The 13,856-nt window shown below is 62.5% G+C and carries 9 protein-coding genes, 1 tRNA gene and 1 pseudogene; 10 read left to right on the forward strand and 1 reads right to left on the reverse strand.

The genetic code is table 11. From position 1 onward, the window contains the following. The first annotated feature begins 64 nt into the window (after positions 1–64). From D0550_RS28580 to D0550_RS28595, 4 genes and pseudogenes are all read left to right on the forward strand, one after another. Entirely contained in the window at positions 65–619 is a 555-nt protein-coding gene (locus D0550_RS28580; protein ID WP_116812608.1) for a SixA phosphatase family protein, read from the forward strand. A gap of 67 nt (positions 620–686) precedes the next feature. Next, positions 687–762: transfer RNA gene (locus D0550_RS28585), tRNA-Ala, on the forward strand. A 350-nt stretch (positions 763–1,112) separates the two neighbouring features. Next, positions 1,113–1,418 (forward strand): annotated as a pseudogene (locus tag D0550_RS28590) (type II toxin-antitoxin system RelE/ParE family toxin); the annotation flags it as partial. A 96-nt stretch (positions 1,419–1,514) separates the two neighbouring features. Next, a complete protein-coding gene (locus D0550_RS28595; RefSeq protein ID WP_116812610.1) occupies positions 1,515–1,859 on the forward strand; it encodes a helix-turn-helix domain-containing protein in 345 nt (114 codons plus the stop codon). Positions 1,860–1,899: 40 nt separating this feature from the next. Here D0550_RS28595 and D0550_RS28600 read toward each other — a convergent pair whose 3' ends face one another. Next, positions 1,900–5,094 (reverse strand): amidohydrolase family protein, encoded by a 3,195-nt coding sequence (locus tag D0550_RS28600; RefSeq protein ID WP_116812611.1) that lies wholly within the window; start codon positions 5,092–5,094, stop codon positions 1,900–1,902. Between the two features lie 138 nt (positions 5,095–5,232). Here D0550_RS28600 and D0550_RS35050 point away from each other — a divergent pair, with 138 nt between their 5' ends. From D0550_RS35050 to D0550_RS28630, 6 genes are all read left to right on the forward strand, one after another. Beyond that, complete coding sequence (locus tag D0550_RS35050; RefSeq protein ID WP_161966114.1) at positions 5,233–6,909, forward strand: alpha/beta hydrolase-fold protein; 1,677 nt, start codon at positions 5,233–5,235, stop codon at positions 6,907–6,909. 77 nt (positions 6,910–6,986) lie between these two features. Next, positions 6,987–7,709 (forward strand): hypothetical protein, encoded by a 723-nt coding sequence (locus D0550_RS28610; RefSeq protein WP_153067400.1) that lies wholly within the window; start codon positions 6,987–6,989, stop codon positions 7,707–7,709. A 9-nt stretch (positions 7,710–7,718) separates the two neighbouring features. After that, complete coding sequence (locus tag D0550_RS28615) at positions 7,719–8,291, forward strand: RNA polymerase sigma factor (RefSeq protein ID WP_116812613.1); 573 nt, start codon at positions 7,719–7,721, stop codon at positions 8,289–8,291. After that, positions 8,266–9,237 carry a FecR family protein gene (locus tag D0550_RS28620; RefSeq protein ID WP_116812614.1) on the forward strand — a complete coding sequence of 324 codons (972 nt, stop codon included), beginning with the start codon at positions 8,266–8,268 and terminating at the stop codon, positions 9,235–9,237. The genes D0550_RS28615 and D0550_RS28620 overlap by 26 nt, the downstream gene beginning before the upstream one ends. A gap of 57 nt (positions 9,238–9,294) precedes the next feature. Further along, entirely contained in the window at positions 9,295–12,603 is a 3,309-nt protein-coding gene (locus tag D0550_RS28625; protein ID WP_116812615.1) for a TonB-dependent receptor, read from the forward strand. 3 nt (positions 12,604–12,606) lie between these two features. Beyond that, on the forward strand, positions 12,607–13,856 hold a 1,250-nt coding region (locus tag D0550_RS28630), incomplete at its 3' end, for a DUF885 domain-containing protein (protein WP_153067401.1).

Here is a 13,856-nt window from a genome sequence, read left to right on the forward strand (position 1 = left end):
CTGGCTGCACCGCTTGTGACCGTATCGCCGGGGGACCGCGATGTGAGTGTTATCATCCGGCCCCATGCAACGAGATCTCGACAAGATGCGCCGGCGGCCGTTCTTTTTTCCGCTGGTGCTCCCGGTACTGTTGTTCATCGCTTTGGTGGCGGCTGCGGCGTGGCTATTCGATGCCCGTGCCACGACGGTGGTGTTCGTCGTTCGTCATGCCGAGGTGGAATCGGGCAATGACCCGGATCCGCCGCTCAGTGTCGAGGGCCGCGAGCGCGCGGCGCATCTCGCGACCATGCTTTCCAAAGCCCAGCCGGTGCGGGGCCTGGATGCGATCTTTGCGTCCGAATTCCGGCGCGCCCACCAGACCGTCACGCCCTTGTCCGAAACGCTGGCTTTACCGGTAAACGTCGTGCCGTCGGCCACCTGGTCCGAGCTGGCCAAGCGCATCACGCGCGAGCACCGCGGCGAATATGTGCTGGTCGCGGGCAACACCAACAACATCCCGCAGCTGGTCCAGGAATTGAGCGGCGAGGCCGTGACTTTGAGCGAGGACGACTACAGCACCATGTTCGTGGTGTTCGTGCCGCAGGTATCGAAGACCAAGGTCGTCAGGCTGCGCTACTAAACGGTAGAGGAGCGGGTACTTGGGCTTGCCAGCCGCAGGCTCGGTGCTACAATTCGCGCCCTTCGGTGGGCCCGTAGCTCAGCTGGGAGAGCGCCTCGTTCGCAATGAGGAGGTCAGGAGTTCGATCCTCCTCGGGTCCACCAACTTCCCACCAAAGATCAATAACTTACGCGCATTTTTCGGCGCGGCCCAACCTTCACCCCAACTGATCGCTCGCGCTTGATTGCGACATGAGCGGCTGACCGCGCGTGGAATCAGACGCACGGCCAGCCTGACCATGGCTGTCCCCATGTTTTCCCGCGGCTAGCATCGCCAGCAGCATGGAGCCCGGCTCCTGGGAGAAGCCGAACGCCGCCTGCGGGCCGGAAACGCGCACTGAGGGGTCTGTTCGCTTGCGTCTCGCGGTGACCTCGGCCGCGGGTTGTTAACCTCGGCGCTCGTGGCCGGGCACTCTCATGACCTCGAATATGGCTTTGACGCCATATGTGCTCCGATGCATAATTCACATCTTGCGGCATGGATCGTCGAGTTTGCCGATGAGTTCGAGCCGGAATTCGATGCGTTTCCAGACGCCGTCCAGAACGAGCTACTGGCGCAGGCCAAGGTGATCGAGCGATTCGGCCCGGAAGCGAAGCGGCCGCGCGTGGACACGCTGAACGGCTCCAAGCACGCCAACATGAAGGAACTGCGTTTCGATGCTGCTGACGGTGTCTGGCGCATTGCTTTCGCGTTCGATCCTCGCCGCCGAGCGGTACTTCTGGTGGGCGGAGATAAATCGGGCGGCGGCGAAAAGCGCTTCTAGAAGCGACTAATCGCGACTGCGGACCAGAGGTTTGACGCTCACCTTGGAAGGATCGCAGCCACGAAACCAGCCAAGCGATCGAGGTAAGTAAACATGGCACGCACCCTCAATCAAAAGATTGCTCGCCTCCCGGCGAAGCGGCGCGCACAAGTCAAGGCACGCGCTGCTGAATTGATCGCCGAGGAGCTTTCCTTGCAGGACTTGCGCAAGGCGATGAATCGTACCCAAGTGGAACTGGCCCGGACGCTCAACGTGGGCCAGGACACGGTGAGTCGATACGAGCAGCGCTCGGACATGCTGCTATCCACGCTCAAGGACTATATCGAGGCAATGGGCGGCGAGCTGGACCTGGTCGCTCGGTTTCCAAATCGACGACCGGTCAGAATCAAGGCTCTGCGGGATCTGTCGGGGGAGACGCGGACGCGCAGAGTCGACTGATCTGCGCGTGCGAATCACGCAACGTGTCCGGAACAAGGACTTACCGCGTCGTTGACGCGAGTCCCGCAGCCTGTGCCAAGGCCTCGCCCTGGTAGATGGCGCCGCCCTTGATGACCAGCGTGGCGCGACGGACAGCACCGATCTGCTCCAGCGGATCGTCCTCCACGAGCACCATGTCCGCTCGCTTGCCGACGACGATGGAGCCCGCCTGTTGATCCTGCTTTGCGACGCGAGCCGAGCCAAGCGTGGCCAGGTACAGGACATCTGCGGCGGGAATGCCGGCTTCGACATAGATTTCCAGCTCGCGGGCGTAAAGCAGTGCGGTGCCATCGGTGCCCGGCACGATGGGGACGCCGGCCTCGTGCAGCAACTTCAACATTTGTTTCATGCGCGTGAACGACTTCGTGTAAGTCGCACGCTCCTCGGGGGTGGAGGCACGACCGCCCGAGCGTCCGCCGCGCACGACCGCCGCAGGCAAGCGATCGGCCCAGGGCACCATCCAGCGCGACATTTCACCCTTGTAGCCGGTGAACATGTTCTCGAATGTCACCAAGGTCGGATCCACGACGATGCCTCGCTGCTTCAGCAGCGCGATCAGCTGGCGCACTTTGGCCGATTGCAGATCCAGCTCGTGGCCGTGTTCCAGCACAGCCGAGAAGCGCACCGGCGTGTTGGTGACCTTCACGACCTCGGGCGGCATGAAATTCAGGAACCAGAAGTTGGCGTGATTCACTTCCCGATAGCCGGCGAGAATGGCATCGCGCAGGGTCATGCCTGCTGGCACGTGGCCGCTGATGTAAAGATTGCGTTCGCGAGCCGTTGCGATGCCGACCTCCAGCAGTTCGCGTGACAGCGAGCTGTAGAACTTCACCTGCGGGTAGCCGCGATCCGCGTAGGCGTTGACGGCGTTACGCATTTCTTCTGGAGTGCCGACGAGCGTGCCGATGGGAGCGCCGAATTGTCCGCGGGCATCGATGAGTCCGGCCTTGCTGACCCACGGGCCGGGCAGAGTGCCCGCATCGAACTGATCCGACAGTCGCTGTAGCGCGTCGGGGTCGTTGCCCAGGTCGCGTGCGCTGGTGACGCCGGCCATCAAATCCAACGTACCTTCGCTCTCGGACAGCAGATGCGCATGCATCTCCCACATGCCCGGTAACAGCGTCTGGCCAGTGGCGTCGATCACTTCCGCATCGGTCGGAATCGCCAGCTCCGTCGTCGGCGCCACGGCGACGATGCGCTCGCCTTCGAAAAGCACGGACATGCCCGGTCGCATCACGCGTTTCTCAGCATCGAACAACCGCGCATTGCGAATGAGCACGGGACGGTTCGGCTGCTTGCGCAGCTCGCTTGCCTTGGCCGTGCGTTCGGCCGACAGAGTTTTATCCTGCGCGGCAATCAATTCGGGCAAGGTGTTCTCGAATCCAGCTCGAACCAGGCTTTGCCAGGTCGATGCCAACGCGAACAACTCCAGGTCCGCATCCAGCCACAACGGTTGCGGTTGCAGCTGGATGCCGGAAAGCAGATACAGCGTGATCGTCATCGAGCCGGAGGCGCCGTTCACCAGGATCTGTTGTTTCTTTTCGATGTGAGCCTGGCCGGAGGGCAGCAAAGCGAGATCCTTCTTTGCCAGCAGCAGTGCACGCGCCAGCGCCGCCAGGTCTTCGGCGTTGGCTTCATTGGCCAGGTAATAGCCATTCGCTTCAGCCTCGCCGCTGTCCGCGTGGCTGCTCCAGCGTGCTTTGCCGTCTGCGACCGCGAATGTTTCCTGTAGCGGCCGCTTGGCGTAGTTCAATCCCGTCAATCGATAGTCGAGCAGCGTGCCGCGCTCGTCATAGCGGCTCACGATGTCGAGCTCGGGGCCGCGGCCGCGATCGTCGAATTTGAACGTCGTACGCCGCTGTCGTCCCGTGGCAGGCAGCACGCTCAGCTCGCCCTTGATCGCGCCCGACATCACCACGGAATAGCGCGTCGGCGTCACCAGATCCGCGGGCAGGCCCGTTTGAATCAGCTGCTGACGAAAGTGGCTCGCCACTGCTTCACCTGCCGAGGCTTGCAGCAAGGTCATGAATTCGGGGGTGCTGCGAGGCCGATCGGGGCGATACAAGATCTTGTCGAGCGTGTCGCGGCCGATGCGCTGTTCCAATCGCGTCAGCAACAGCGGGCCTTTTTGATAGAGCGCGGCGCGGCTCGGTCGATCGGGTGTGAGCATGGAGCCGCCTTCCAGTGCGGGCTTGATCTTGCGCGCCATCAGATTGCGGGCATCTTGTTCGCCCAAGGCGAGTTCGAGATAACGCACGGCCGAGTATTCGGCGAGGGATTCCGCGATCCAGTGGTTTTCTCCGCCGCCTTCGGGGCTCGGCAGCCACGCGTGATAGTTCTCGTGCGCGATGGTTCGCGCGACCGTCAGCGGATCGTACGGCGGCGTCGGCGCACCGATAGGAAACGACGAGATCGCAATCCAATGCCGGCGCGCATAGGCGCCGCCGGAGACGCGAGGTGTCACGATGACACGCAGCGGCTCGGGCAGCGGTCCGAATTTCTTCGCGAAGAATTCCGCCGAGCCTTGCGCATGTTTGAAGATGTGCTGGGCGAAGGGATCATTCGGAATGGCCGTGTAGAACTCCAGGTGCTCAGTGACCTGTTTGGTCATCCCGCGCACGCCGGCGACAGGCAGGTCATTGTCGGGCGTGGTGCGATCGACGGTCAGTGTCGTGCCGCGCTGTTTGTAGTTGCTTTGTGCAATCACCGTCACGCCTTCGGGCATGCCTTCGAGCTTCGCGCGTACGGTGTAGAACAAGCCGAGGTCGCGGCGTACCGGCAACCAGAAATGCTCGAGGCGCAGCTCGACGCCATTTGCAGTGAACGCCGGCTCGTCACGATCCGCATTCACCGAGCCGTGATAACGAAAGCGCACCTTCACGGAGCGGGTGGGCGGCTTATCGAACTGCAGCGTGACCAGCTTCAGCCCGCGCAAAGGTTTGTCGACTGGATCGATGCGACTGGTGCCACCGCCGCCCACATCGACAGCGTCGACGGTCACCTGTCCGCCAAACAGGAAGGCCGGATCTTTCAGTTCGGCCGGCGGCAGCGTCACGGTCACGTCGGCATTGAAGTCGCCGTTCTCGGGATTGAAGCGTGCGTGTACATCGTAGTGCGCAGGCTTGGGTGCAGCTTGCGCGAGCTGCGCCAGCGCGAACATCACAATCATCATCGCCAGGCTGAAGCCACGTGGCATCGCTCGTTCCCCGCATCGTTGTTATGGACTGCTCGATACGATGCGCGGAGCGCAGATTTCCACCATCCACGTAGCGGATTCGCCGGGCTCGCGCATCGTTGCCTGGTGACCGATGAAAATATCGAGCAGGGGAGAGGTATGAGTCAGCGCAGGTCGTGGTGGTCGGTGTTTCTTATGGCGGCAGTGCTGCTGATGCCAGGGGCGTGGGCCGCCGCGGACGGGCTGCGCTTCGATGTTTCCATTCCTCGCAGCGTGTCCTCAGAGCCGGTGACGGGTCGGTTGCTGATCGCCATCTCCAAACGCGAGACCCCCGAGCCTCGCCTGGCGATCGGCTTGAGCGGCCCGATGATTCTCGGCGTGGATCTGGAGCAGTTGCCGCCGGGTCAGGTCGCGAGCGTCGACGCCAAAGCGGTCAGTTATCCGCTCGCGAGCCTCGCCGAGCTACCGGCGGGCGATTATTACGTGCAAGCCACGCTGATTCGCTACGGTCAGGTGCGCCGTGCCGACGGTCATACCCTTTGGGTGCCGACTCAGCATCGCCGTCTGCCGTATCACATCCTGCCGGGCAATCTGTTCAGCAAGACGCAGAAGCTGCATCTGGATCCCAAGGCCGCGCATGCGCCGCGCTTCGAGCTGACCGAGACGGTCGCGCCGGTCGAGGAGCCGAAAGACACCGAGTGGCTGCGTCATGTGCGCATCAAGAGCAAGCTGCTCAGCGACTTCTGGGGCACGCCGGTGTATCTCAGCGCGACGGCGCTGGTGCCGCGTGATTTCGACAAGCATCCGAAGACCAAGTACCCGACGCTGTATGCGCAAAGCCAGGAGCGCACGCGTCCGTTTTACTTCAATCCTGATCCCGCCAGTCACGAAGGCGAGCTGGGCCTGCGCGCGCAGAACGTGCAGACCGGCTACGAGTTCTATCAAAGCTGGATCAGCGACGACTTTCCACGCTTCGTGGTCATCGTGATGGAGCAGTCCAGCCCGTACTTCCTGGAAGCCTATTCGGTGGATTCGGCCAACCACGGTCCGTACGGCAAAGCGCTCACCGAGGAACTGATTCCTTATCTGGAGAAGAAGTTTCGCCTGATCCCCCAGTCGTACGCACGCATCGTCGAAGGTGCCTCGACCGGCGGCTGGGAATCGCTGGCGCTGCAGCTGAAGTATCCGGACTATTTCGGCGGCGCGTGGATCTTCAATCCCGATCCGATCGACTTCACGCACTACCAGCTGATGAACATTTACAAGGACGAGAATGCCTTCACGCTGCCGAATACCCCGTTCACGAATGCCGAGCGTCCGATGCGGCGGACCGTCGAAGGGCAGGTGGCGTATACGTTCCGGGAGATTGCGCGTCTCGAAGCGACCTTGGGCAGCAAGGGGCGCTCGGGCTACCAGTTCGACGCCTGGCAGAGCGTGCACGGTCCGGTCGGGCCGGACGGGTATCCGGTCATGCTGTTCGACAAGCTCACCGGCGTCATCGACCGGAACGTGGCCAACTACTACCGCGAACATGGGTTCGATCTCACCGAGTACACGCGGCGCAACTGGGCCACGCTCGGACCGAAGCTGGTCGGCAAGCTCAATTTCTTCGCCGGCGAGATGGATAACTTCTACCTGAACCTGGGCGTCTACGACTTCGAAGCCATGCTCAAGGACACCAGGGACCCGCACTATCCGGGCCGCTTCGAGTATGGCCGCCCCAAGCAGGGGCACAGCTGGCACCTCACCGACTTCGCCGCAATGATTCGGGAGATGGCCGCGCATGTGAAGCAGAACGCGCCTGCCGGTGCCGACGTGGCGAGCTGGAATTACTGAAAATTTCGAGCGAGGGATGGCGGATTTCTCGTCGCCATCCCTTGTAGACCAGGGGACATTCGGGGAGGGGACGATTCATGGCGGCAATGGGCAATCGGTTGATGGTGGGCTGGCTCGGGCTGATCAGCGTCGCCGTGGGGTTCGTGGCGGTGGAGCAGGCCAATTCCTCGGCCAAGACCGCCAGGTTCGAGCAGATCGACGTGCAGCGGATCAACGTCGTGGAGCCCGACGGCAAGCCGCGGGTCATCATCTCGAATCGCAAACTGTTCCCCGGCATCTACTGGGGCGGCAAGGAATTCCAGCACCACAGCCGCGACACCGGCGGCTTCCTGTTCTTCAACCAGCGCGGCGATGAGGTCGGCGGCATGACCTTCGATGCCGACCAGGTCGGCGACAAGTGGCGCGCCGGTGCCAGCCTGACGTTCGATCAGTTCCAGCAGGACCAGACCGTCGGCGTCATGTATAGCGAACAGGACGGCAAGCGTACCGCCGGTTTCCGGGTATGGGATCGTCCGGACGCTTCGATGGAGCCCATTCTGCAGCTCAGCGACCAGGCGGCCAAAGCCAGCAGCGATGCCGAGCGCCAGAAGATTCGCGATGAGATGATGGGCATCGCCAAGACCTGGGGCCCCGCGGGCGAGCGCCTGTTCGCCGGCAAGCTGCTCGACGACTCGGTGGTGCGCCTGGCCGACAAGCAGGGGCGGCCGCGCCTGGTGCTGAAGGTGGATGGCGCCGGCGAGCCCAGTGTCGAATTTCTGGACGATACCGGCAAAGTGGTCCGCAGGATTCCGGAAAAGTAATATTCGCCCATGGACCGCGGTGAACATGTTCGTTGGTTCGCGCGGGAAGTTCTACCGCATGAAGCCGACGTGCGGCGCTGGCTCGCACGTCGGGTGCGCGGGCTGCCCGACTGCCACGTGGATGAGATCGTGCAAGAGGCTTATGCCCGCATGTGGGCGGTGGGCGCCGAGCGTATCGTGAACGCCCGCGCCTATTTCTTCGTCACCGCCCGTCACGTCGTCGGCGAAGTCCTGCGCCGGCTGCGCGTGGTCTCCATCGAGACCATCGCCGATATCGATTCGCTCAATATCGCGGACGAGGAAGTCGGTCTCGAGCGTCGCATCAGCGGCCGCGAAGAGATCGAGCGCGTCCAGCATCTGCTGGCCAAGCTGCCGCCCAAGTGTCGCGAAGCGTTCGAGCTGCGCAAATTCGCGGAGCTGTCGCAAAAGCAGATTGCCGAACGCATGCAATTGTCGGAGAGCACGGTAGAGAAGCACCTGGTCAAGGCGCTGCGCCTGCTCATGAATGAAATCCAGGCGGCCGACACGGCGGCCGCACAGTCGAAAGTGAAAGCTCATGAATACCGTCATCGGCAAAGATGACATAGACGGCATCGCCGCCCGCTGGGTGATGCGCATGGATCGCGGCGAGCTCGGCGAGAGCGAGCAGCGCGATCTGGATGCGTGGCTGGATGCCGATGCGCGACATCGAGGCGCGTTCATTCGTGCCCAGGCGATCTGGTCCGACATAGACCGTATCGCCGCGCTGGGGGCGGGCGAGTTGACGGTGACGCCACGCCGGCGCTGGTCCGCTACTTATTTACCAAAGGCCGCTGCCATTGCCGCGTGCGTGATCGCGCTGACGCTTGCGAGTGTCCAGGTTTCCAGCCGCTACCTCGCGGGGCGCGAAAGCACGGCGCGGGGCGAAACGCGTCGCTTGATGCTCGACGATGGATCCGCGCTGGCGCTCAACACGCAGTCGGTGGTGCAGGTGAAGTTCGACGATGACCAGCGCCGGGTCGTGCTACGTCGTGGCGAGGCGTCGTTTCAGGTGGCTCACGATGAGCAGCGGCCGTTTCTGGTGCAGGCCGGCGACGTTTGGGTGCGAGCGGTAGGCACCGCGTTCAATGTTCGAATGAAAGAACAGGGCGAAGGCGTCGAAGTCACGGTCACCGAAGGCGTCGTCGAAGTCACGCGTGCGGACGATTCGAAGCAAGTCACGATGCGGCGCGTGCGTCACAATGAAGAGATCCTGGCGCAGCCGCGGCAGCCCATCGAAGTGGAGCCGCTGAGCGACGAGGTCATCGCGCGCCGGCTCGCGTGGCACGAAGGTCGTTTGATTTTCGACGGCGAACGGCTCGCGGCTGCGGTCGAGGAAGTGAATCGCTATTCCAGTGTCGCCGTGGTCATCGAAGATGCACGGCTGGCCGAAAAGGCGTTCATCGGCAGCTTTCAGATCGGCGACGCACGTGGCTTCGCGCAGGCCGCCGCCGTGGCCTTCGATGCCCGCGTCATAGAAAAAGATCGGACTTTGTATCTGACCAAATAGCGGAATTTGCGCGGCGGCTCATCGTAACTCCCAACGAACAACGCGTGGGAGAAACACATGCGAACACGGGGAAGCAAGAAGATCGCCGGCGGGTTGCTCACATTGGCACTCGCCGTTTCTACTGCACTGGCGCAGCAGAAAGTCACATTCGATATTCCGGCGCAGCCTGCGTCGGTGGCCATTCAGAGTTGGGCACGCGCGTCGGGGCTGCAAGTGTTTGCGGCCGAGGAGCATCTGCTCGGCATCAAAACGAATCCGGTGCGCGGCGACTATACGCCTGTCGAGGCCATGCAGCTGATGGTGCAGGGGACCGGGCTGGAAGTGGTCGCCAGCAGCGAAAATACCGTCACCATCCGTCGCGCCAACGTTCGCGACATGCCGGGCACGCCGCCCGATGAGCGCTTCGACAGCGATAACTTGATGGAGATCGTCGTGACCGGTTCGCGCATCAAGCGTTCCGGGTTCGATACATTGCAGACTGCTCTGGTCACGGACGCTCAACAGATCGAACGCCGCGGCTACACAAATGTGGCGGAAGCCTTGAACGCGCTGCCGACGTTCGGCAACTCCGGCGCCGATGTGGTGGGCACGCAGCAGGGCACGCACAGCGTCGGCCAGACGTTCGTCAACCTATTCAACCTTGGCTCGCAGCGTACGCTGGTGCTCGTCAACGGTCGTCGCTATGTGACTTCCAAGACCGCCGCGATCGATGGCGCGGCCGGTGCTCAGGTCGACTTGAACACGATTCCCGTCGGTTTGGTGGAGCGGGCCGAAGTCGTCTCGATTGGCGGCGCGCCGGTGTACGGCTCGGATGCCATCGCCGGCACCGTCAATATCATCCTGAAAAAGGATTACGAAGGCTTCGACGCCTCGGCGCAGTTCGGCACCAACGAGCACGGCGACGGCGACAGCAAGACTTTTCGGGCGTTGATGGGCGGCAACTTCATGAACAACCGCGGCAACATCGCGGTCGGCATCGAGTTCAACGAAAGCGATGGCATGTTGTACTCGCGCCGTTATCCCGAGTTTTATAGCCGCATCCCCAATGCCGCGGATACCGGTCCGAACGATGGCATTCCGGCACAGTTGGTCGGCACCATGCGCTACGCCTTTCTCACGGAGGGCGGCCTGCCGCATGCAAACACGCTCGCGCCAGCGCTGGGCGGGGGCTTGCCAGGCGTGGTGTTTCCGCCTTTTTTTACGCGACCGAACTACATCTATGACTCCGCAGGCCGAGCGCTGCAGTTCGGAGCGAATGGCGAGCTCGTGCCGTTCAATGTAGGCACGGTACTCGATGACAGCGGCGGCTTGTTGCCTGTGCTGGCGACTGGCGGCGATGGCATGAATCCGGCGGATCACATGTCGTTGCTATCGCCGACCCAGCGCACGTTGATCAATGCGATCGGACATTTCGACATCAACGATCGCGTGCGCGCGATCTTCGAAGCGTCATACGCACACACGCGCGGCCGGGAAATAAGCGAGTTGTACTCGTTCGTTGCACCCGGACTGCTCGGCGGGCCGCGCCTGACCTTTTCGGTGGACAATCCGTTTCTCAGCCCAGCGGCCCGCGACACTCTGATCGCCAATCTCGGCGCCAACGCCACGTTCGATCTGAATCGCAATCTGAACGATCTGACCGATCGCACTGGCGGCCGCACCGGCGTGGATTTGTATCGACTGGTGGGCGGTTTCGAAGGCGGCTTCGATGCGTTCGGTGAGCGGCTGAGCTGGGATGTCTCGTTCAACTATGGCCGCAGCCGTGGCGTGTCCGAGCTCACCTATATCAACCCGGATCGGTTGCTGCAGGCCATCGATGTGGTCGCCGATGGCTCGGGCAATGCCATCTGCCGCAATCCCGCCAACGGCTGCGCACCGCTCAACCTGTTCGGCGTGAACAACTTCAGTCAGGCGGCGCTGGACTTCGTCACCGATCCTGCCACCGGCATCAGCGTCAACACGCAGAAAGTGGCGACCGCGAATCTCGGCGGCAACCTGCCGTTCGGTGTCGCTGCACCCATTGCATTCAATGTCGGCTACGAGCATCGCGAGGAAACCGGCTCGTTCTCGCCGGACGCGGCGTTCAAGGCCGGCAACACGCTGCTGGGTCCGGCAGGTCAGATCGGCGCCGCGTTTCCGATCTCGGGACGGTTCGAAACCAACGAGGTCTACACCGAATTGCTGGCGCCGATGATCGCAGCGGAGTCCGACGTGCCGCTGATCAAAACGGCGAGTCTGGAAGGCGCGGTTCGTTATGTGGATCATTCCTTGACCGGCGGCGCGACGACTTGGTCGGCCGGCGGTCGTATTCAACCGCGTCTGCCGGGGTGGGGCGATGGCTTGTTGTTTCGCGGCGTGTACACCGAGGCGATTCGCTCGCCCGCCATCACCGAGTTGTTCACCAATGCGCCGGTGACCAGCAGGTTCGCCGATCCCTGCGATGCCAGAGCGATCAACAGTGGACCGAATCCGTCCGCGCGTGCAGCCAATTGCACGGCGGCTCTCGCCGCGGCCGGTGTCGCCAATCCCGGCGCGTTCGATACCAGGACGACCACGGGCTTGATCTCTCCGGCAGGCAGCCAGGTCGGCAATCCGAATCTGGACAATGAAATCGCCGAATCCTGGTCGGTGGGCCTGGTGTTTCAGCCCGCGGCCTGGCCGAACTTTCGCATGGCCGTCGACTGGACCGACATCAGGCTCGACGGCGGTATTCAGTCCATCGGCATCGAACGGCGCGTCCAGAACTGCTACGACAGCAACAGCTTTCCCAACTTCGCTTGTGACGGCTTTACCCGCTACACAGCGGCCGACATCGCCGCACTACCGGCGAACTTTCCGGCCCGTCAGGTGGGGGATCTGGCCAACGGCTTCGAGCAGACCTACGTCAATCTTTCCACCATCGATTTCGAAGGCTTGATCGTGTCGGCGGAATCGACGTTCGATGTGGGGCCGGGCTCGGCAATGATCGGCACCACGGTGTTCTACACCGCGAAGTTCGAACAGACGATTTACGCAGGCGACGAGCCGATCGAACAAGCGGGACTGCGCGGCACGCCCGAATATTCGGTGCAATTCAACATCGCCTATCGCTGGCGGCAGCTGGACATCGACTGGCAGACCCTGTGGAAGAGCTCGGTCAACGTGGATGTCGACGTCGATCCGGAGTTGCTGGCGGCCAGCAAGATTCGCTCGTACGCGCTGCATAACCTCACCTTGAGTTATCGCTTCAGCGAAGTACTGCGTGCGCAGCTTGGCGCAGTGAACGTGTTCGATGAGGAGATTCCACGCAACGCATTGCCGAATGGCTTCTCGGGCTACGACCCGATCGGCCGACGTTACTTCCTGACTTTGTTCACGCATTTCTGAGCCATGCGTACTGCAGTGGTGATGGCCGCGCTGGCGGCAGTGGCAGCGTTCGCGCCGACCGCGAGGTCGGCGCCCTCGGAATCTCAGCGGCTCGACGCGTTCTTTGAGCGCGTGTTCGAGCGGTCGCTCAGTCGCAGTCCGATGCGGCAGTCGCGACTGGGCTTGAAGACACAGCAGGATCGCTGGGACGACATCAGCGAGCGGCATCAGCTCGAAAATGCGCAGCTGGTGCGAGGCGACCTGGAGGAGCTGCAGCGCTTCGATTTCAAGAGGCTCGATGCCAACGCGCAACTGAGCTATCGGCTGTTCGAGCGCAATTCGCAGCAGGCGCTGCAGGAGTTCGAATGGCGACACTCGAGCTATCTGATCACGCAGATGGGGGGCCTGCATCGGCGCGTGGCGACCACGCTGCTGCAGAATCATCCCATCGCAGATAGCGCGGATGCAGAGGCTTACATTGCAAGGATCGAGCGCGTGCGCCCGCTCATGCTCGAGCTGGTCTCGCAACTGCAGGCGCAGGCGAAGCGGGGAGTGCAGCCGCCACGCTTCGTCTACGAGCTGACCTCGAGCGAGGCGGAAAATCTGTTGAAGGGCCGGCCCTTCGAGGAGTCATCGAATGACAGCCCTGTGCTGGCCGACTTTCGCACCAAGCTTGCAAAGGCCCAGTTCCCGGACGATCAGACGCAGAAGCTGCTGGCGCGGGCGCAAAGTGCGCTGCTCGAAGGTTTTGCTCCCGGATATCGCGCACTGATTGCCGAACTGCAGCGAGCGCAGCGAACCGCGACCGATACGGACGGCATTTGGAAACTGCCTCGCGGCGGCGATTACTACCGCTTCGCCATCGAGAGCTACACGACCCTGCCGCTGGTGCCCGCGGACATCCATGCGCTGGGCTTGAAAGAGGTCGGCCGCATTCACGACCAGATGCGAGCGATCATGAAGCAGGTCGGCTTCAGCGGCACCTTGCAACAGTTCTTCGCTCACATGCGCGAGGACCCGCGTTACTACTACGCCGACTCGGACGAGGGACGCGCGCAGTACCTGAAAGACACTGAAGCGGCGTTACAAGTCGTGAAAGCACGCCAGCACGAAATGGTCAGTCAGGTGCCAAAGGCAGATGTGGTCGTGCGCGCAGTGGAACCCTGGCGCGAAAAGTCGGCGGCCAAGGCGTTTTATTCGAACCCCTCCGAGGACGGCACACGACCTGGCGTCTTCCATATCAATCTCTACGACATGAAGGCCGCGCCGCGCTA

Source organism: Steroidobacter cummioxidans (genome assembly GCF_003104955.1).

Bases quoted from the DNA above. Each gene is read 5' to 3' on its own strand.
- D0550_RS28615 (WP_116812613.1), top strand. From the start codon at position 7,719: ATGGACCGCGGTGAACATGTTCGTTGGTTCGCGCGGGAAGTTCTACCG.
- D0550_RS28620 (WP_116812614.1), top strand. From the start codon at position 8,266: ATGAATACCGTCATCGGCAAAGATGACATAGACGGCATCGCCGCCCGC.
- D0550_RS28610 (WP_153067400.1), top strand. From the start codon at position 6,987: ATGGCGGCAATGGGCAATCGGTTGATGGTGGGCTGGCTCGGGCTGATC.
- D0550_RS28580 (WP_116812608.1), top strand. From the start codon at position 65: ATGCAACGAGATCTCGACAAGATGCGCCGGCGGCCGTTCTTTTTTCCG.
- D0550_RS28600 (WP_116812611.1), bottom strand. From the start codon at position 5,094: ATGCCACGTGGCTTCAGCCTGGCGATGATGATTGTGATGTTCGCGCTG.
- D0550_RS28625 (WP_116812615.1), top strand. From the start codon at position 9,295: ATGCGAACACGGGGAAGCAAGAAGATCGCCGGCGGGTTGCTCACATTG.
- D0550_RS28595 (WP_116812610.1), top strand. From the start codon at position 1,515: ATGGCACGCACCCTCAATCAAAAGATTGCTCGCCTCCCGGCGAAGCGG.
- D0550_RS35050 (WP_161966114.1), top strand. From the start codon at position 5,233: ATGAGTCAGCGCAGGTCGTGGTGGTCGGTGTTTCTTATGGCGGCAGTG.